The 19849-nt window shown below is 63.6% G+C and carries 17 protein-coding genes; 9 read left to right on the top strand and 8 right to left on the bottom strand.

The window, feature by feature from the left end; translation table 11 throughout:
• Positions 1-32: 32 nt before the first annotated feature.
• On the bottom strand, positions 33-977 hold the full coding sequence (locus tag AC3Z8Y_RS14010) for a LysR family transcriptional regulator (RefSeq protein WP_490086313.1): 945 nt from the start codon (positions 975-977) through the stop codon (positions 33-35).
• Positions 978-1076: 99 nt separating this feature from the next.
• Between AC3Z8Y_RS14010 and AC3Z8Y_RS14005 the strand changes: the two genes are divergently transcribed.
• Positions 1077-1928 carry an aldo/keto reductase family oxidoreductase gene (locus AC3Z8Y_RS14005; protein ID WP_490086312.1) on the top strand — a complete coding sequence of 284 codons (852 nt, stop codon included), beginning with the start codon at positions 1077-1079 and terminating at the stop codon, positions 1926-1928.
• A gap of 18 nt (positions 1929-1946) precedes the next feature.
• Here the strand turns inward: AC3Z8Y_RS14005 and AC3Z8Y_RS14000 are convergent, their stop codons facing one another.
• Genes AC3Z8Y_RS14000 through AC3Z8Y_RS13985 form a run of 4 tightly spaced genes read right to left on the bottom strand, consistent with a single transcriptional unit; the run spans position 1947 to position 7234 of the window.
• The gene (locus AC3Z8Y_RS14000; RefSeq protein ID WP_490086311.1) at positions 1947-3713 is read right to left on the bottom strand and encodes an ABC transporter ATP-binding protein; all 1767 of its coding nucleotides are present in this window, start codon (positions 3711-3713) and stop codon (positions 1947-1949) included.
• Entirely contained in the window at positions 3710-4882 is a 1173-nt protein-coding gene (locus tag AC3Z8Y_RS13995; RefSeq protein ID WP_490086310.1) for a beta-galactosidase, read from the bottom strand. Before AC3Z8Y_RS13995 ends, AC3Z8Y_RS14000 begins: the two co-directional genes overlap by 4 nt.
• Positions 4869-6071 carry a UDP-galactopyranose mutase gene (glf, locus tag AC3Z8Y_RS13990; protein WP_490086309.1) on the bottom strand — a complete coding sequence of 401 codons (1203 nt, stop codon included), beginning with the start codon at positions 6069-6071 and terminating at the stop codon, positions 4869-4871. Before glf ends, AC3Z8Y_RS13995 begins: the two co-directional genes overlap by 14 nt.
• Positions 6059-7234 carry a glycosyltransferase family 1 protein gene (locus AC3Z8Y_RS13985; protein ID WP_490086308.1) on the bottom strand — a complete coding sequence of 392 codons (1176 nt, stop codon included), beginning with the start codon at positions 7232-7234 and terminating at the stop codon, positions 6059-6061. Before AC3Z8Y_RS13985 ends, glf begins: the two co-directional genes overlap by 13 nt.
• 288 nt (positions 7235-7522) lie before the next feature.
• Here AC3Z8Y_RS13985 and galE point away from each other — a divergent pair, with 288 nt between their 5' ends.
• Positions 7523-8590, top strand: coding sequence for a UDP-glucose 4-epimerase GalE (galE, locus tag AC3Z8Y_RS13980; protein WP_490086307.1), 1068 nt, complete (start codon positions 7523-7525; stop codon positions 8588-8590).
• A 30-nt stretch (positions 8591-8620) separates the two neighbouring features.
• Here the strand turns inward: galE and AC3Z8Y_RS13975 are convergent, their stop codons facing one another.
• Genes AC3Z8Y_RS13975 through AC3Z8Y_RS13965 form a run of 3 tightly spaced genes read right to left on the bottom strand, consistent with a single transcriptional unit; the run spans position 8621 to position 11499 of the window.
• Entirely contained in the window at positions 8621-9382 is a 762-nt protein-coding gene (locus AC3Z8Y_RS13975; RefSeq protein WP_490086306.1) for an SDR family NAD(P)-dependent oxidoreductase, read from the bottom strand.
• Positions 9383-9394: 12 nt separating this feature from the next.
• A complete protein-coding gene (locus AC3Z8Y_RS13970) occupies positions 9395-10360 on the bottom strand; it encodes a C-terminal binding protein (RefSeq protein ID WP_490086305.1) in 966 nt (321 codons plus the stop codon).
• Entirely contained in the window at positions 10357-11499 is a 1143-nt protein-coding gene (locus tag AC3Z8Y_RS13965; RefSeq protein WP_490086304.1) for a fumarylacetoacetate hydrolase family protein, read from the bottom strand. The genes AC3Z8Y_RS13970 and AC3Z8Y_RS13965 overlap by 4 nt, the downstream gene beginning before the upstream one ends.
• 282 nt (positions 11500-11781) lie before the next feature.
• On the opposite strand from AC3Z8Y_RS13965, the gene AC3Z8Y_RS13960 reads away from it, so the two are divergent.
• From AC3Z8Y_RS13960 to AC3Z8Y_RS13930, 7 genes are all read left to right on the top strand, one after another.
• Complete coding sequence (locus AC3Z8Y_RS13960) at positions 11782-13266, top strand: aldehyde dehydrogenase family protein (protein ID WP_490086303.1); 1485 nt, start codon at positions 11782-11784, stop codon at positions 13264-13266.
• A 3-nt stretch (positions 13267-13269) separates the two neighbouring features.
• Entirely contained in the window at positions 13270-14784 is a 1515-nt protein-coding gene (gene xylB, locus AC3Z8Y_RS13955; RefSeq protein ID WP_490086302.1) for a xylulokinase, read from the top strand.
• Positions 14785-14806: 22 nt separating this feature from the next.
• Positions 14807-15481 carry an HAD family hydrolase gene (locus tag AC3Z8Y_RS13950; RefSeq protein ID WP_490086301.1) on the top strand — a complete coding sequence of 225 codons (675 nt, stop codon included), beginning with the start codon at positions 14807-14809 and terminating at the stop codon, positions 15479-15481.
• Positions 15478-16317: a MurR/RpiR family transcriptional regulator gene (locus tag AC3Z8Y_RS13945; RefSeq protein WP_490086300.1), complete on the top strand. Its 840-nt coding sequence runs from the start codon at positions 15478-15480 to the stop codon at positions 16315-16317. The genes AC3Z8Y_RS13950 and AC3Z8Y_RS13945 overlap by 4 nt, the downstream gene beginning before the upstream one ends.
• A 21-nt stretch (positions 16318-16338) precedes the next feature.
• Positions 16339-17049 carry a ribose 5-phosphate isomerase A gene (rpiA, locus tag AC3Z8Y_RS13940; RefSeq protein ID WP_181116682.1) on the top strand — a complete coding sequence of 237 codons (711 nt, stop codon included), beginning with the start codon at positions 16339-16341 and terminating at the stop codon, positions 17047-17049.
• Between the two features lie 88 nt (positions 17050-17137).
• Positions 17138-18223 carry a sugar ABC transporter substrate-binding protein gene (locus AC3Z8Y_RS13935; protein ID WP_490086299.1) on the top strand — a complete coding sequence of 362 codons (1086 nt, stop codon included), beginning with the start codon at positions 17138-17140 and terminating at the stop codon, positions 18221-18223.
• Between the two features lie 75 nt (positions 18224-18298).
• On the top strand, positions 18299-19828 hold the full coding sequence (locus AC3Z8Y_RS13930; protein WP_490086298.1) for a sugar ABC transporter ATP-binding protein: 1530 nt from the start codon (positions 18299-18301) through the stop codon (positions 19826-19828).
• Positions 19829-19849: the final 21 nt, after the last annotated feature.

Below are 19849 nucleotides of genomic sequence, written 5' to 3'. Positions count from 1 at the left end.
CTCACGGGTTATCGGCGTGTGGTGGGGCGGCTTTAAGCCAGGGGACGCGCGGCTTCGCCGAAGAGGGCAGGGCCGCCTTGGCCTTGCTCGCGGATGTAATCCACGAAGGCCCGCAGCGGGGCAGGAAGGTGGCGGCGGCCCGGGTAATACAAAAACGGCCCGCTGAACGTTGGCCACCAGGCTTCCATCACGGGTACCAGCAACCCACGTGCAAAATGCGGGCGCAGCCAGTCTTCGAAGAGCATCAGCAGCCCGCTGCCGGCGATCCCCATGTCCACCAGCAGCTCGGCGGCCCCACCGATCTGGACCTCCAGCGGGCCCTCGGGCTCCACCTCCAACTGCTGCCCATCCTGCTCGAACAGCCAGGCGGGCACGGCACCACTGGCGAAGCGGCCGCGTAGGCAAGCGTGCCCCGCGAGGTCGTCAGGGTGCTGCGGAATGCCGTGCCGCTCGAGATATGCCGGCGCGGCCGCCAGGGCAAAGCGTTGGGTACGCGGGCCGATGGGCACGGCCACCATGTCCTGCTGCAGCCCTTCCTCATAGCGGATACCCGCATCGCAACCACTGGCCAGCACATCCACGAAGCGATCATCGGCGATCACTTCAACCTTGATGGCGGGATAGCTGGCCAGAAAACCCGGCAACACCTGAGGCAGGATCAGCCGCGCGGCCACCACCGGCACGTTCAGTTTCAAAGTGCCGGCAGGCTGCTCGTCCGTGCCCCGCACGGCGTCCAGTGCCCGGGTTACGTCTGCTATCGCTGGCGCCAGCGCCTCGAGCAGCCTGGCCCCTGCCTCGGTCAGCACTACGCTGCGCGTGCTTCGATGCAACAGCCGCACCTGCAGTTGCGCTTCCAGCCGGCGCAGGGCATCGGAGAGCTTCGACGCACTGGCGCCGGTGCGCCTTGCGGCGTCTCGAAAGCCCTTCGCCTGGGCAATGGCGATAAAGGCGCGCACGTCGTTGAGGTCTACCGGCATTGTTCGCCGCTCCGTACAGGGTGTGCGCACTATAGCCAATTATCGCGCAGGCACCGCCCACCTATAGTGGCCACTCTCTTGGCTGACGGAGCATGTTCCATGACCACTACCACTTATGTGCTGGGCGATCGAAAGGTCAACCGACTGGGCTACGGCGCCATGCAGCTGGCCGGCCCGGGGGTGTTCGGGCCGCCCCGGGACCCGGACGCCGCCATCGCCGTGCTTCAGGAGGCAGTAACGCTTGGGGTGAATCACATCGACACCTCGGACTTCTATGGGCCGCACGTGACCAACCAATTGATCGCCAAGGCACTGCGCCCCTACCCGCGAGGCCTTACCCTGGTCACCAAGGTGAGTGCCCGGCGCGATGCGCAAGGCGGCTGGCTGCCGGCGCTTTCCCCTGCCGAGCTGACCGCGGCCGTGCAGGACAACCTGCGCCACCTGGGCCTGGAGCAACTGGACGTGGTGAATTTTCGCAGCATGCACGGGCTGCATGCGCCGGAGGAAGGCAGTATCGCTGAGGCGGTCGGCACGCTGGCCGAGCTCAAGGCCCAAGGGTTGATCCGGCACATCGGCGTGAGTAACGTGACGACCACTCAAGTGGCGGAGGCTCGGGCGATCGTGCCTATCGTGTGCGTGCAGAATTTCTACAACCTGGCCAACCGGGGCGACGATCCGCTTATCGACGCGCTCGCTGCCGACGGTATTCCGTACGTTCCGTTCTTCCCGCTGGGCGGGTTCAGCCCATTGCAGTCCACCGAGCTGGAGGCAGTAGCGGCGGAACTGGGCGCAACACCGATGCAGGTGGCTATCGCCTGGTTGCTCCAGCGCTCGCCGAACATCCTGCTCATTCCAGGCACGTCCAGCGTGGCGCATTTGCGAGAGAACGTTGCCGCAGGGCAACTACAGCTGGCGCCGGAAGCGGTGACGCGGCTGGAAGCGATAGGTTGAGCACGGGCTGAATCTCGCTCAACCAACCTCGTTCCCCGGCGATACCTCAGGCATGGTTTGCGCCTGCCACAGCGCTTCGAACAATCCACCGCCACGGCGCAGGTGGTCAGGGGGGCCGTCTTCTACCACCTGCCCGGCGCGCATCACCAATACCCGGTCGAACGCGGCGATGGTCGCCAGGCGGTGCGCCACCGCCAGTACGGTGCGCCCTTGCATGAGGTCGGTGAGCGCCGCCTGGATCACGGCTTCGGAGCGCGAATCCAGGGCGGCAGTGGCTTCGTCGAGGATGAGGATTGGCGCGTTCTTGAGAAACGCCCGGGCAATGCCCAGCCGCTGTCGCTGGCCGCCGGACAGCATCAACCCGCGCTCGCCCACCGGCGTGTCATAGCCTTGGGGCAGCTGGTCGATGAAGTCGTGGCAGTAGGCGTTGCGCGCCGCGGCATATACCTCCTCGCGGGTGGCCTCGGGGCGGCCGTAGAGGATGTTTTCGTAGATGGTTCGGTTGAACAACGCCGGCTCCTGCGGCACCACGGCGATCTGGCGGCGCAGGCTGTCCTGGCTCATCTCGCGAATGTCCCGCCCGTCAATGCGAATCGCCCCTCGGCTTACATCATCAAGCCGCTGCAGCAGCCCGATCAGGGTGGTTTTGCCGGCGCCAGAGGGGCCGACGATACCCACACGCTGGCCAGGCTCGATGCGTATGTTCACGCCGTGCAGCACCCCGTTGCCGCCCGGGTAGGCGTAGCTCACCTGGTCGATGTCGATCGCGCCCTGGCGCACCGGCCAGTCCATGTCGTGGTCGGGCAGGCCATGGGGCTGGGCGATAATGCTCAGGGTTTCGGCGATCGCCCCCAGGTGCTGGGTGGTGTCCACCAGCGCCAGGGCCAGGTCGCGGGAGCCGTGCAGAATGCGAAAGGTCAGCGCGCTCACCAGCACTACGTCGCCGGCGGTGACCTGATGCCGGGTCCATAACTGGATGGCCCACGCCAGCATCCCACCCGCCATCAGCGCCAGGCACACGTCATGGAATACCCGTGCCTTTTCCAGGTACAGCCAGCTGCGTTGCTGCGCCCGCGCCTCGGCCTGGATTTTCCCGTCCAGGCGCTTGCGCTCCCGCTCCCGGGCAGAGAAGGCTTTGATCGTCCACACGTTGGAAACCAGGTCTACCAATTCCCCACCTACGTTCGCGGCGTGCGCGGCGAAACGCTGATGCTTGCTGCGCCCGCGTATGCCGAAATACGTGATGATCACCGCTACCAGTAACACGCACGCGACCAGTGCCAGGGCCATTTCAACCCTGACGGTGGCAAGCACCACCACCGCACCGATGAAATCCACGCACGGGGGGGTGATTTTCCAGATCAGTGCGCCATACACCGCGCCAGCGGCGGTGCCGGTGGCGGAGATACGGCTACCCAGCGCGCCGGCATAATGCTCAGCGAAGTAGCGCATGGGGTGGCCGGTGAGGTGGCTGAACAGGTCTACGCGCATTTCCGCGCAGCTTCTCACCACGGTGCGGCAGCCCTGCCATCCACCCAGGCGCCAGAACACGTTTTCCACGGCGATCAACGCAATGAACAGGCCGAACGGCATCCATACGCGACTACTGGCCGGGCCTGCCTCGCTCATGGTGTCTACCAGCAGTTTCATGCCGTATTGCACGGCGACCGCGCAGCTGGCGCCGCCGACAATGAACACCGCCAGGCTGCCATAGGCCACCGGGTGCCGACACACGTACTGCCACAGGAACCGGCCTGCGCCGCGCGGCGGAATACCCCTGTTCATGACACCTCCGCAGTTCCTTCTTCTGGCAATGGATCGGCGGTATTCGGGTTGGCGGCGATACCACAGCGTTGCGCCATCCGTTTGAGCGCGGCCGCGGACGGGCCATGCACCTGTCGGTGACCGTGGATATCGGCGAACCCCAACAGGCCGGTATGACAATGGCGATCGTCATCCCACCCGCGGTAATCGAGCACCGGATACAGGCATACCCCCTCCAGCGGCACGCCGGCGGCCATGGCCTGGGCGACCTGCTGGCCGATGTAATCCAGCCACGGTTCGCGGGTGTCGCCCTCGGCCCCGGTTTCGGTGATCACCAGTGGCCGGCCATACCGTACATGCGCTTCCTTGAGCATGCCGGCCAACGGCCTGAAGTGTTCATGGCCGAAGGGGATGTGCCCACCACCGAGGTACCACTGGTTGTGGGGGTAGAAGTTCACCCCTAGGATGTCCAGGTATTCGGGGCGGCCACCCAGCCCTGGCCAGGCTTTTCCGCTGAGCAGGTCCCAGGCCTCGAACTGTGCCTGCCGATAATGCTCGGCCGGTTCCGCATCGCCCGGCCGGCCCGGTGCAGCGCGCACGTTGATCAGTGGGTCAGCTTGCACGAAGCGCGCCCTCGGCTCGATCGCCCGCACCGCCTCGATTGCCGCAATGCTGGCGCGCACCAGTTGGTGCTTGAGCTCCAGGCCCCTGCCCGTGGCACCCGGATTGAAGTACGCGACGTCCCCACCGGCCCATGCCCAGAAGGAGATTTCGTTGACAGGGCAGTAGTAGGGCACGGCGTCACTGCGTTCCCGCACATGCGCCGCGGCCGCGCCGGCAAAACGCGCGAAGCGCTCCACGAAGGCCGGCTGCCAGATGTCCAGGCCATCGGGGAAGCCATAATGGCAAATGTCCCAGATCACCTGAGTGCCGGTCGCTTCGGCGGCTGCCAGTTGGTGATCGAAACTGTTCCAGTCGTAAACGCCCGGGCGGGGCTCCAGCAGGTGCCAGCGCAGCCCATCGCGCACCGTACGCATGCCGTGGGCCTGTATCGCCTGATAATCCTGGGTGGCCCAGCGGTCGTGGCCGGTACCGGCGAGCAGGTCGAGCCGGCGCCCGTCCTTGCGCCGGCAACTGGAACATTCGAAACCTCCCATCAAAAAGCTCGCGAAGGCTTCAGGCCGATGCATAGGTCTGCGCTCCCGCGTCTGCCTCGCCGTGCTCAGCCTCCAGGCGGTGGTACAGCGCCAGCGCCTGGCCTACCACTTGGTCCATGTTGTAGTACTTGTAGGTGCCCAGCCGGCCAAGGAAGGTCACGCTCGGCGTAGCATCGGCCAGCGCTTTGTATTGCTGGTAAAGCGCTGCATTTTCCGGCGCCGGCACGGGGTAGTACGGGTCCCCCTCGCTGCTGGGAAATTCATAGGTGAGGCTGGTGTGGGTATGCTGTTGGCCGGTGAGGTGCTTGTATTCGGTGATGCGGGTATAGGGCACGTCTTCGCTGGGGTAATTGACCACCGACACCGGCTGGAACTGCGCCTGGGCCACGGTCTTGTGCTCGAAGCGCAGGGAACGGTACGGCAGCCGCCCCAGCTTGAAGCCGAAGTACTCGTCCACCGGCCCGCAGTACACCAGATGGCCACGGTCAATCTGCTGGTCCACTTTCGCGAAGTCGGTGCTCAACAGGATATCGATACCGGGGTGGCCCAGCATGCGCTCGAACATCTGCGTATACCCGTGCAACGGCATGATCTGGAAGGTGTCGGCGAAATAGCGGTCGTCGGTATTGGTGCGCGTGGGCACCCGCGCGGTTACCGAGCGGTCCAGCTCGGAGGGGTCCCGCCCCCATTGTTTGCGGGTGTAGCCGCGGAAGAACAGCTCGTACAGTTCGCGCCCTACCTGGCTCACTACCACGTCCTCGGACGTGCGCAGCGGCTCTACCGGCTCGGCGCGCTCGGCCAGAAAGGCCTGCGCGCCAGCCTCATCCATATCGAGGCCATACAGCGTATTGAGGGTGGTGAGGTTGATGGGAATGGGCACTAGCTGGTCGCGCACCTGGGCCAGCACCCGGTGCTCGTACGGCCGCCATTCGGTAAAGCGCGAGAGGTAATCCACGATGCGCTGGGCATTGGTGTGGAAAATGTGCGGGCCATAGCGGTGCACCATCACGCCGGCCTCATCCAGATGGTCATAGGCATTGCCACCTACATGGTCACGCCGGTCCACCAGCAGCACGCGCTTTCCCAGCCCCGCGGCCAGGCGCTCGGCCAGCACGCTGCCAGCAAACCCGGCGCCCACTACCAGGTAATCGTAGTAGGGGCGGCCTTCGGCGCTGCCCGTGGCCGCATTGGCGCAGGCCTGTTCCAGGGTTATCCGAGGCATTGGATCTGCTCCATCATGGCGTTCCAGGTGTTGTCCCAGGACATGCCCTCAAGGGCTTCATCTGCCGCAGCGCGCAGTTGCTCCGGTGCCTGGCGTTGGATGAGCGCCTGTTCCACCGCCGCGATGAAGCTCGCGGGGTCGTCGGCAATGTGCACCACTTCGCTGTTCCCATAGGTGCGCACCACGTCGGTGATAGAGGTGGACACCACTGGGCAACCGCCCGCCAGGTATTCCGGGGTTTTGGTGGGGCTGATGAAACGGGTGGCCTCGTTGCGGGCGAACGGCATGGTCGCCACGTCCCACCCACTCAGGTAGGCGGGCAACTGGTCGTAAGCCTTGCCACCCAGGTAATGAATGTTGGGGAGCCGCGGCAGGGAAGCAGGGTCGATTTTCACCACGGGCCCCAGGATCACCCATTGCCACTCCGTCCGCTGGCGCGCCACTGCTTCCACCAGTGCAATATCGAAACGTTCGTCGATCACCCCGAAGAAGCCCAGCCGGGGGTGGGCGATCGACGCTTGGTCTTCAGGCTCGGCCAGGCCATTGCGCGCAGCGCCGAAATGAACGATGTCGACGCTGCTGGGCATGGCGTGGGCATTGGCGTGTTGGGTTCGCTTGGCTTCCCAGATACTCACGCCACCGGTGAACACCACATCCGCGCGGGCCAGGAGCTGTTTTTCCCGGGCGACCAGCTCAGGTGGCGCCCCATGGAAGGCAGACAGCTCGTCCATGCAGTCGTAGAGGGTTACCCGGGGCGCAAGGTGGTCGCTGAACGTCAGGCTCATTGGCGTGAAGTACCACAACAGCAGCTCAGGATGCGGGTTGTCCCGCAGGTAACCGTCGAGCAAATCCCGCAGCGCGGCATCCGTGTGCGCAGCGTCCAGCCCGGCGGGCAGGCGAGGGGTGACCACCATTACGCCGCTGGGCTGCGGGAACACGTCCAGGTACGCCGTAGCCCCGTCCGCCGGGAGGGGCTCTTCAAAAAAAAGCACGTCGTATCGACGTGCCATGCGCGACATCAAGTGCTGGGGCCGTTGATACACGAACCCCCAGCGAAGGTGAGAGAGGCAGACCAATAAGGGGCGTGGGGCAAGGGCGGGTATTTGCCCGCAGGTTTTCTCTTCGGCTACGGCGGCCAGTAGCTGGAGGGGCTTCACTGTCATGGGAGGGATCCTGATCGTCATTACGCGTTATTGATGCGCGGCGCGGCCCTTTCCCTGCCGCCTGGCAGAACCGCGAAGGTGCAGCCGCTGACACTCAAAGCAGTGGAGGCTTCGCTTGGCCATCTCGTTCCGCCCAGTCAGCCAGCGGAGCGACGAACGACATCACCGCTCGCAACCCCGACGGAACTGTCCGCCTCGCTAATCCTTCCGTACTAAAGGGGGCACGCGCCGGAGGACCTCGCGATTACCGGTACGCCTTTCTTCCGCTACCAACGCAAGGGACGACCCATGATTCTAGTGACGGGTGGGGCAGGGTATATCGGAGCACATGCAGCGTTGGCGCTGCTTGAAGCCGGCGAGGACGTGGTCATCCTCGATAACTTTTGTAACAGCAGCCGCGAAGCGATTCCGCGGATCCAGCAGCTCGGCGGGCGCCGAGTGGAATGGGTAGCCGGGGACATCCGCAATCGAGCGCTGCTGGACCAACTCTTCGTGCGCTACCCGGTCGATGCGGTGATGCATTTCGCCGGCCTCAAGGCCGTGGGGGAAAGCGTTCGGCAACCGTTGCGGTATTACGACACCAATGTGGGCGGCAGCATCAACCTGTGCCAGGCCATGGCGTATGCCGGTGTGTTCACTCTGGTGTTCAGTTCCTCGGCGACGGTGTATGGGGATTGCCGCTGCATGCCGATCAATGAATCGACCCAGTGCGGGCAGCCCACCAATCCGTACGGGCAGTCCAAGCTGATGACCGAGCAGATGCTCGCAAGCCTTTCCAGCGCCGACGAGCGCTGGCGCATCGGTGTGTTGCGCTATTTCAACCCTGTTGGCGCCCACCCCTCAGGGCTACTGGGCGAATCCCCCCGGGCCACGCCGAACAATCTGGTGCCCTACCTGCTGAAGGTGGCAAGCGGCCAATTGCCGGCGTTGCCGGTGTTCGGCGGCGATTACCCCACCCCGGACGGCACCGGCGTGCGGGATTACATCCATGTGGTCGACCTGGCCGAAGGGCACGTGAATACCCTCCAGTACCTGCGCCAACACGCCGGGCTTCGCGCGTGGAACCTGGGCACCGGGCTGGGTTACTCCGTGCTGGAACTGGTCGCTGCCTTCGAACGGGTGAGTGGGGTAAGCCTGCCCCTGGACCGATGTGAGCGGCGGCCGGGCGACGTGGCCCAGTGCTGGGCAGACCCCACCCGGGCCTTCGAAGAGCTGGGGTGGGTGGCCCAGCGCGACCTGGACACCATGATGCGCGACGCCTGGCGTTGGCAGCAGGCCAACCCTATGGGTTACGAGGAAACTGCCCGGCCCGTGCCGGCGAGCAGGGTGGCGGCGAAAGAGCAGGGGGTGGGTTGAGGCTGCCTGCACCCGCCGCCCTGGTGTTCCTCACAGGCACGTATACCCGGCGTCTGCTGTGATAATGGCGCCGGTCAGCAGGGAAGAGGCATCAGAGGCCAGAAACTGCACCACTGATGCCACTTCATGGGGTTGGCCCATACGGCCGGCGGGGGTCATGTCGAGCCATTTCTGGATCAGCCCTGGCTGGCTTTCCAGGCCGTGTAGCAAAGGCGTTTCAATGTACGTCGGCGCCACGGCATTTACCCTAACGCCACGTGTGGCCCATTCCACCGCCAACGACTTGGTGAGGTGGTGTACGCCAGCCTTGGACGCGTTGTAGTGACACTGGGGTTGCGGAGCGTTGACGATCTGCCCGGACATCGAACCGATAGTGATGATCGACCCGCGCCCGGCGGCAAGCATCCGCCGGCCAAACCCCCGGCAGGTACGAAATACCCCGGTCAGGTTCACCTGCACCACCCGGTCCCATTCCGCGTCTGACATCTCCTCGGCCGGCGTATTGGAAACGATACCGGCGTTGCACACCAGAATGTCCAGGGCGGGCAAGGCATCAGCCAGGGCGTTGATGCCGGCGGTGTCCGTCACATCCAGCGCTTCGGCACGGGCGTGGTAGCCCTTGGTATCAAGATGCCGCGCGGTCGCTTCGGCGCGCTCGCGCAGGATGTCGGTACAGATCACCCGCGCGCCGGTTTCGGCAAGCGCCTCGGCGATGGCGGCGCCGATGCCTTGGCCGGCGCCAGTAACCAGCGCGGTTTTCCCGGTAAGGTCAAGTTTGTCGCGGTAGTTCATCCGGTTCACTCCTCAAGTCAGCGCGCAGCGAAGGGGCTCGCCACGAAGGCCCCGCAGCGCCTCTTCAGCGGCCAGCCGCTGCAGCTTGTCGACTGATGCATCAGAGAAAAACGCCGCATGGGGCGATAGCAGCCCGTGAGGGGCCGTGCGTAAAGGCGAGTCTGCGGGGAGCGGTTCCTGTTCGAACACATCCAGCCCCGCGCCCGACAGCTTTCCGCTCACCAGCGCGGCGCTTAACGCCGCCTCATCCACCAGGCCACCGCGGGAGCAATTGATAAGGATCGCCCCATCAGGCATTCGCGCGATGGCATCGGCGCCGATCATGTGGCGTGTTTCAGGGGTCAACGGCACGTGCAGCGATAGCACATGGGCGCAGGCGATCACTTCATCCCGCGAAAGGGGCTCGATGCCAGCCGCCCGTGCCTGCTCCTCGTCCACGTAGGGGTCGTGACCCACGATGCGACAGCCGAACACCGCCATGCGCGCTGCATAGGCACGGGCAATTCGACCCAGGCCAATCAGGCCTACCGTGGTATCGCGTAGGGAGCGCAAGCCATCGACCATCTGGCCGATCTTCCAGTCACCGTCGCGGATCCCTTTGCCGAAGTTGTCCAGCTTGCGGGCCAGCGCCAGGGTCATGGCGGCCGCATGATCGGCCACTTCTTCCACGCCGTAATCCGGCACGTTGCATACTCGCACCCCTAGCGCCCTGGCGGCAGCGAGGTCGACATTATCCACGCCTACCCCGTAACGCACGATCACCGCGCCAGGGGCCATCGCCTGCATCACCCGGTGGGTCATGGGCGCAAAATTGTTGACCACCGCGTTGGCTGCCCGTACGGCTTCCAGGGCTTCATCCTCCGACCGGCATTGGTGCTCGGCAAACTCGGCGCCGGCCGCCTCGGCAGCCGCTTTTTCATAGCGGGTGTTTCCGAAGGCATGATCCGTAACCACTAGCTTCAACGAGGGCGTGCTCATAGCAGGCCTCGCTTGGCGAGGTTGCGCATCAGCGCTCGGGTACCGAAGGTCCAGGGCGCCGCTTCGTGGGCGTACACAACGGTGTTGCGCAGGGTGCCCAGCAACGGCGTGGAGATTTCCACCACATCGCCGCGCTTGTGGGTAAACCCGGAGCCTTTTTCGCCGCGGTCCTGAGTAGGCGCGAACATGGTGCCGAGGAAAAGCATGAAGCCATCGGGGTACTGGTGCGAATCGCTGCGGGTCTGGGCAACCAGTTCGGCGGGCTTGCGGCTGATCTCGGCCATGTTGGAGCGGCCGGTCATCTCGAAGCCGTCCTCGCCGGTCACTGCCATGGTCAGGGTGGCGTTCTCGATGTCGCCGAGCGTGAAGGTGTCATCGAACAGCCGGATGAACGGCCCGATGGCGCACGAGGCATTGTTGTCCTTGGCCTTGCCCAACAGCAGCGCCGAACGGCCTTCCACGTCTCGCAGGTTTACATCATTGCCAAGGGTGGCCCCTCGGATGGTGCCTTGGCTGTCGACCGCCAGTACCACTTCGGGCTCCGGGTTGTTCCATTGCGAGATACGATTCACGCCCACCTGGGCGCCGTAGCCGACCGCCGACATAGGCTGCGATTTGGTGAATACCTCGGCGTCCGGGCCAATACCCACTTCAAGGTATTGAGACCACAAACCCTCGGCGATCAGCGCCGCCTTGACCTCGGCTGCCTTCTGCGACCCCGCCTGCACGTTGGACAAGGTGCCACCAATCAACGCGCCGATGCGTTCGCGCAGTTCATCGGCGCGGGCCGGATCGCCGGACGTGCGTTCGTCGATCACTCGCTCGACCATACTCCTGGCAAACGTCACGCCGCAGGCCTTGAGCGCCTGGAAATCACAAGGCGCCAGCAGGCACGGGCGCTGGGCGTGGTAGCCCATCTGTTCGGCATCGAGGATCAGGTCCTGGACGGTGCCCACGGCATCCCCGGTGAGGGCGTCGAAGCGCTGGGCGGGATCGTTATCTAGGAAATCCGCCATCGAGACCACCGTAGGGGTCACGTCGATCAGCACGTTCTCACGCAGGATAACCACTGAAGGGCCTTTGCCGGGAAGCCAGACCCGGCCGACCAGTTTCGCGTTGTTAAGGGAGGTGGGCAGCATCGACGTTTCTCCTTGTTGGTATCTAGCAATGCTACGTTTCGATTTTGAATTCGGTCAAGCAGTGTTGTAGTGGAAAAATAGAGGGTGTAGCGGGTTTGACACCATTTAAAGCGATAACACGCTGATTATTCTAGATGTCTACGATTTTAGAGAAGGTTTGGCGGCTGTGGTCCGGCTGGCGGCGGGCGCATCGGCCACCAAAACCCGCTTGCAAAAAGCTAGCAATACTATATTTTCGGTTGCATCACTGGCCCATTCCACAGAGGACGGCGACGGAGACTCATGAATAACAATAATGCTCTGTTCGATTCGATTACCGCGCTTGACGGCGCATTGTTCATCAACGGCCAGTTTCGCCAGGGCACCGGGGAGCGCCTTGCGGTAGAGAACCCGGCTACCGGAGAGGTGATCGGCCATATCGCGGCTGCCACTGCCGATGATGTAGACGATGCCGTGACCGCGGCCCGTACCGCCTTTCGCGGCTGGTCCCGGCAACTGCCCAAGGCGCGCGCTACCGCATTGCACCGCCTGGGTGACCTGATCGCGGCGGATGCCCTGAGCATGGCGCAGGTGATGACGTTGGAGCAGGGCAAGCCCGTCAACGAAGCCAAGGGCGAGATACTCAAGCTTGCCGAGGCGTGCCACTTTTATGCCGAAGAGGCCACCCGCGTGCATGGCGAGATCGTACCCAACGACCAGCCTGGGTTCCAAAGCCTGGTGGTGCGCGAACCCATAGGCGTGGTTGGCGCCATCACCCCGTGGAACTACCCTGCGGAGCTGGTGGGCTGGAAGCTGTGCGCCAGCCTGGCCGCCGGTTGCACGATTATTGTGAAACCGGCGGAGCTCACGCCCTACACAGCCTTGGCCATCGCGCGCAAATGCGCTGAGGCGGGCATCCCGGATGGCGTGGTGAACGTGCTGACCGGCAAAGGCTCACAGGTTGGCCAAGCCTTGGTGGACCATCCGGGCGTCGACAAAATCGCCTTTACCGGGTCCAGCGCGGTGGGCTTGCACATTCAGCAGAGCTGCCCGCAGGTCAAGCGCATGTCCCTTGAGTTGGGAGGCAACTGCCCGCTGGTGGTTACCGCCAGCGCCGATATAGACGCCGCCGTGAAAGGCGCGACGCGCCGTAGCTTCCGCAATTGCGGGCAAATCTGCATCGCGATCAACCGCATCTATGTCCATCGCTCGGTGTATGCCGAGTTTGTCAGCAAGCTGGGTGCGGCGGCCGACGCCTTGAGCGTACACAACGGGTTGGAAAACCCTGCGGCCGACCTCGGTGCCATGGCCTCGGCCGAGCCCCTGGCCAAAACCCGCGCGCACCTGCAGGACGCGCTTGCCAAGGGTGCGCGGCTGGTCGCCGGTGGCATGGCACCAGAGGGCGAGGAATACGGGGCAGGGCACTTCTTCCGGCCCACGGTGGTCGCCGATTGCACCCATCACATGCTGGTAATGACCGAGGAAACCTTCGGCCCATTGGTGGGCGTTGCCCCCTTTGACGACCTTGCCGAGGCGGTGGCGCTGGCCAACGACACGCCTTATGGCCTGGCGTCGTATGTGTACGCCCGCGACCTGGTGGATATCCATACCCTGTCCGCCGGGTTGGATTACGGCAACGTCGCCATCAACAACGTTGATGCCGGCATCATGAACGCGCCCTATGGCGGCCGCAAACAAAGCGGGGTGGGCTACGAGCACGGCCGTGAAGGCCTGCTCGAGTATTTCCATTTCAAGCATGTAAGGCTTCATCACGGTGTGGGGAGCTGAGCCATGGAGGCGCTGCTTGGAATCGACATCGGTACATCGGGCTGCAAAGCGTTGCTGCTCGACACTCAGGGCGCGGTGATTGCCTCGCACACCGCCAGCTACCCATTATCTCAACCCCGGCCGGGCTGGACCGAGCAAGACCCGCAGCTGTGGATCGACGGCGCGCGCCAGGCCGTTGCCGGTGTGCTGCAACAGGCGCCCGGCGTAGAGGTGGTCTGCATCGGCCTGTCGGGCCAGATGCACGGGCTGGTCCCGCTCGATGCCTCCCACCGCGTACTGAGGCCGGCAATCCTTTGGAACGACCAGCGCAATAGCGCCGAATGCGCGCAGATCACCGAAGCGGCCGGTGGGCTGGAGGGCCTGCTGGCCGCCACCAACAACCGCATGCTAGTGGGCTACACCGGCGGCAAGATCCTCTGGATGCGCCGGCATGAGCCGGACCTGTTCGAGCGAATGACCACGGTGCTCAACCCCAAGGACTACCTGCGCTTGCGACTCACCGGCGAGGTGGCCACGGAAGTGTCGGATGCGTCTGGCACCGGCCTGTTCAACGTGCGTGAGCGGCAGTGGGCAACCGGGTTGACGGAGCGTGTGGGTATCGACCCCGCATTGCTGCCGCCCGTGTTTGAGTCCCAGGTAGTCAGTGGCCGGGTTTCGGCCGCCGGGGCCGCGCTGCTGGGCCTGCCTGTGGGCATTCCGGTGGTAGGCGGGGGAGGTGACTCGGTGATCCAGACGCTCGGCTCTGGGGTAATCGCCCCGGGCGATATACAGACAACCATCGGCACGGCAGGTATTCTCGCGGCCGCGCTGGATGCGCCCCAGGCCAACCCGGAGGGGCGTTTGCAGGTGTTCTGTAACGTGGCCCCGGACAAGTGGCATTGCATGGGGGTATCGCTGAACGCCGGCTGTGCCATGAGTTGGTTGCGCGATGTTCTGGGCCCGGGCGTCAGCGGCAACGTGCCGTCATTCGAGCAACTCGCCGCAGAGGCCAGCCTGAGCCCCGCTGGCGCCCGCGGCCTGCTGTTCCTGCCATACCTGAACGGTGAGCGCTGCCCGCACCCGGACCCGGTCGCTCGCGGCGCTTTTGTAGGCCTGCGGGCCTGTCATCGGCGCGAAGACATGGCCCGGGCCGTGATGGAAGGTGTGGTACACGCCTTGGCGGACATGCATGCATTGATGACCCCGCTGGGCATTGCCGGGCACGTGATCAAGGCATCGGGCGGCGGCGCGCGTTCGCCGCTGTGGCGCCAGCTGCAAGCGGATATCTTCGGCTGCGACGTGGTGACCACCGAAGGCGCGGCCGAAGGGGCTGCGTTTGGCGCCGCGCTCGTGGCAGGGCTGGGTATAGGTGTGTGGCGAGACGCCGCGAGCGCCGCGGCGAGTTGCCGGGGCATTACCCGCCAGGCGCCCGATGGCACCAGCACCGAGGTATTGGCCCGCGCCCATGGCATCTATTGCCATTTGTACCCGGCCCTGCGGCAGACCTTCGCAGCGCTCGGCGATCCTATTTTTGATTAGTAATTTGTTTGGAGTGTGTTCCATGTCCGCCTATTCCGCGCTTATTTTCGATCTTGATGGAACGCTCATCGACAGCGCGCCTGACATCGCAAAGGCCCTGAATGTGGGCTTTGCATCGAACGGCTGGCCCGAACTTCATCCCGACCATGTGGAGCAGTTCATTGGCAATGGTCCGCGCCGCTTGATCATCGATATCCTCGAAGACCTTGGCATTGCCTATGACGAGGCCGCGGTGCAACGGGCCTTTGACGGTTACCTGCGTGCCTACCTTGAAGACCCGGCAGGGCTCACCCGTTTTTTCCCTTATGTGCGAGAGGACCTGCAGGCACTTCGGGATGCGGGCATCCGCCTAGGTATCTGCACGAATAAAAACCACGCGGTAACCGGCAAGGTGCTGGCGCAATTGGGGTTGTCCTCGTTGTTCGAGGTGGCGCTGGGGGCCGATGCCGTCCCGGCTTGTAAACCCGACCCGGCGCATTTGCTGGCTGTTGCCACGGCCATGAGCGTCAGCGAAGGCGCCTGGGCGTACGTGGGAGACACAACCGTGGATCAGAAGGCCGCGGCAGGGGCAGGGGTTCCGTTCTTTGTGGTGCCTTGGGGCGGAGGGGCCAAGGTGGTGACTTCCCAAGGCCAACGCCTCGGTCGCCTGGCCGATTTGCTGCAGCGCAGCCCGGCAACGGTCGAGGCACGCCCATGACCCTTGGTTTGCTGCAACGGATCGAGCAGGAAAGCCAAGGCATGCACCGGGCCGAGCGGAGAGTGGCCGATTTTGTCGCCAGCTCGCCATCCAAGGTGTTGCAAATGAGCATGGCCAAGCTGTCGGAAACCTGTTCCGTGAGCGATCCCACGGTGATGCGGTTTTGCCGCCGCTTCGGCTTTGAGAGCTATCAGGAATTCAAGCTGCACCTGGTGCAGAACCTGGTACCCCTGGCGCCGTTCGCCTACGAGCAGATCACGCCTGATGACAGCGTTGAAAACATTGTGCGCAAAACCTGCCGCAACTCGTTGAACGCCATTCAACGGCTCGCCGAGGACCTGGCGCCCGACCGCGTGGCTGAAGCCGCCCGCTACCTGCAAAGCGCCACCTGGACCGGCATCTACGCCACCGGTATCTCCGAAGTGAACGCTTTGGACGCCGAGCACAAGTTTCAGCGGCTTGGCCTGCGTTGCCAGGCGCTGCTGGGCGCCAAGCGCCAGGACATGCATGTGCACAGTGCGCGGGAAGGGGAAGTGGCGTTGATCTACTCGCAATCGGGACACACCCGCCAAATGGTGGAGGTGGCCAAGGCCGCGCGCAAATCGGGCGCCAAGGTTGTGTCGATCGCCGCCAATGACAGCCCGCTGGCGCTGGTTTCGGACGTGCTGATCGCCGTCAAACCCTACGAACATACCGAATTGATGACCCCATTGGCCTCGCGCCTGAACCATCACCTGGTCACCAATATGCTGGTTGCCGCGATCGCGATTGCCAGTGGCAGCGAGTTCCCGGACCAGCTCACTGCGCTCGATTCATGGCGTACCGACAAGATCTGAACGGCCACACAGGAGCAACAGATGAACAGCCAACAAAATGAAGCCAAGAAGGTCGCGGCGCGTCGAGTGATCGAAGACTTCATTCACGACGGCATGAAGCTGGGCCTCGGCTCGGGTACCACCTCGCACTTTTTCGTCCGGGAGCTGGGCAAGCTGGTGGCGCAAGGGCTGCAGCTGACCTGTACTACAACGTCTCGCTCTACCAGCGACGTGGCACGGGAAGTGGGCATTGAAATTCTCGACCCCAACGAAATCGGCGAACTGGACCTGACCGTGGACGGCCCGGACGAAATCGACCGCCAGTTCAACATGATCAAGGGCGGCGGGGCGTGCCTGCTGTGGGAAAAGATCATTGCCCATGCCTCCAGGCAAATGATCTGCGTGTGCGATGAAACCAAGATCGTGGACTGCCTGGGCGCGTTCCCCCTCCCCGTGGAAGTGGTGCAGTTCGCCTGGCAGCAGACCGAACGTCGGGTAGATCGGGTATTGGCCGACCACGGCATCGCCGGAGCGCGCATTGTTCGTCGTATGCGAGACGGCCAGGCGGTGGTCACCGACAGCGGCAACTTCATTCTCGATTGCCATTGCGGCCCGGTCATCGCGCAGCCCGCGCCCTTGGAAACCGAACTTAACCGTATCCCTGGCGTGGTGGAGAACGGGCTGTTCACCCGCGAAGCCGTTGGCATGGTGGTTGGCTGTTTCGATGGGTCTTCCTATGTGACCCGGCGATAACCCCCCGGCCCGCAGCCGTTCGAAAAGCATCAGTGAGGCAAGCGAGACAACGCTGTAACCCTACAAGAATAAAACGGAGAACACTCCCATGAAAAAGACGAACCTGTCTCAAGTGAGCCGTCGCAATGTGTTGGCTGGCGGCATAGTGCTGGGGCTGGGCGCGATGCTCGGCCGCGGCGCGTTTGCCCAGAACGCGCTGTCGATCCCTTACGCGAACAAAAGCCTGGATTATTATTTCTTCGTGATCCAGGAAGAGGCGGTCAAGCGCGCGGTGCAGGCGCGCTCCGGCACGTTCCAGGCCACCAATGCCAGCTTCGACAATACCCGCCAGCTCGAGCAATGGCAGAGCCTGATGTTGTCTCAGCCCTCAGCGATCATTTCGGACCCCATCGATAGCCAGGCCATCGTCTCGGCGATCCGCCGCTACAACAGGCAGAAAATCCCGGTGGGAATCATCGACACGCCCGCCGATGGCGGCGATGTGGCAATCACGGTCAGCTTCGACAATCACCAGGGCGGGGTAATGGCGGCCGAGGAAATCGTGAAGCGCCTGGTTCAGAAGTACGGCAGCCCCAAAGGTACCGTGCTCAATTGTTACGGTGCCCTTGCCTCAGTGGCCTGGCGGCTGCGCAAGGAAGGTATGGACTCGGTGTTCGCCAAGTACCCGGATATCAAATACCTTGCCCGGCCCACAGACGGCCAGTTGGACAAAATGCTCGCCGTCACGCTCTCTACGCTCTCCGAGTTCCCTGACCTGGACGCGGTTCACGCGCCATCCGATTCGCCGTCGCGGGGCATCGTGACCGCGCTTCAGCAGAAGAACCGGTGGAAAAAGATCGGGGAGGAGGGGCATGTCATTTTCGTCAATATCGACGGTGAGCCGGTTGCCCTCAAATGGATTCAGGACGGCTACATGGATGCCTGCATCTCCCAGGACCCAGTGGCATATGGCGAAATCGCCGTGGAAATGATCACCAAGCACTCGCTCAACGGCCAGCCAGTGCCCCTGGGTACGTACGAAAACAAGAAGTACTTCTGGGAGAAAGGCGAAATCGTCCAAGGCAAGACCGGGCCCACGCTGATCATCCCCGCGTTCGTGATCACCCCCGAGAATGCAAAGGATAAACGCCATTGGGGTTCCGTCGCGGAGAACGATTGGGGCGTGAAGGCCTGATCCACGGCGTTGCCTTGTTGCGTTGGAGCGACGCGTCCCTGCTCCGGTGGTTATTCGTTGAGCGAGATAACAATCATGGCCTTACCTGACATGCGTGATGAGTTGGTGGCAGACAGCGCGATTCTGCGGATCGAGAATGTGACCAAAAGCTATGGCCCGGTCCATGCGCTGCGAGGGGTCACTACGCAGATCGAGCGCGGTTCGATCCACGGATTGCTGGGCGAGAACGGCGCGGGCAAATCCACCTTGGTGGGCATTATTTCCGGGCAAGTAGTGCCCACCTCCGGCCAGATCTTCATGAATGGCCACCTGCTGGAACACGTGGACGTGAAGGCCATGGAGCAGGCGGGCGTGTTTCTGGTCACCCAGGAGCCGATGATCATCGGCAACATGACCGCGTCCGAGAACCTCATGCTTGGGATCTGGCCCACCCGCCATGGTTTTGTGGACTGGAAAGCACTGCGGGCCGATGCAGCGCGGATGCTCGAAGGCTCGGGCATCGATCCCGATGCGCTGGCCGGCAACCTGGATGCGGTTGCCCGGCGCAAACTGAATATCCTGCGGGCGATGTTTTCGGGTGGCAAGGTGATCATCCTGGACGAGCCCACGGCGTCGTTGACGGTGACGGACCGCCGCCAGTTGTTCGACTTCATGCTGCGCCTCAAGCAGGGCGGCGTTACGTTTATCTTCATCTCTCATTACAACGACGAAATCCTGGAAATCTGCGACGCGGTCACGGTATTGCGCGATGGCAGCCTGGCGGGGCGTTCCAGTGACGTGAGCGGGCTGTCCTCTGAGCAGCTCACCGAGTTGGTGATCGGCCGTGGCGTGGAGTTGTTCCAGCGCAAGCGCCGTGACCCGTCGGGTAAACCGCCGGCGGTGGCGCTGCGTGGAGTCCGGGGCAAGTACCTGTCACTGGAAAGCCTGGATATCGCGCCAGGGGAGGTGGTGGGGTTCACCGGCTTGCCAGGCGCGGGCGCGAAGGAAACCGCGCGCGCGATCTTCGGGCTGCACCCGGCCGTGGGTACGCTTTCGATCAACGGCGAGGCGCAGCGCCCGCTGCCTCGTTCACCGCGGGCGGCCTTTGATGCCGGGATCGCTTATCTGTCCGACGACCGCCGCCGCGATGGTGCTGTAGGGCCGATGTCCATCGGCACCAATATCGCGTTGTCTTCCCTCGGCGCGCGCACCAAAGGCGGGTTCATCGACCGCGACGCCGAAAGCGATGTGGTCACGCATTACTTCAAGGCGATGGGCGTAAAGGCCCCTAACCCCGATTACACCGTGAATACGCTCAGTGGCGGCAATCAACAAAAGGTTTGCCTGGGCCGTGTACTGGCTACCAAGCCTCGGCTGCTGATGGTCGACGAACCTACCCGCGGCATCGATATGGGCGTGAAGCAGGACGTGTTGCGGATCATCGACCAGCTGAGCGAGGCGGGCGTTGCGGTGATTATTGTGTCCACCGATACCGACGAACTGGTACGGGCCGTGGACCGCGTTTGCATCTTCGATCAGGGCAGCATCAAGGAAACGCTCACCGGCGCGGACATCACTGTCGAGCGTCTGCGCGCATCAGTACAGGGGCAAGCACCGCGTGAATAATTACAAGATGGGAGACCTGCA

This window comes from Pseudomonas sp. 3MAES_34.3B (assembly GCF_058145875.1).
Note: the sequence above shows the minus strand (reverse complement) of the source record. Positions and strands in the feature narration are given on the sequence as shown.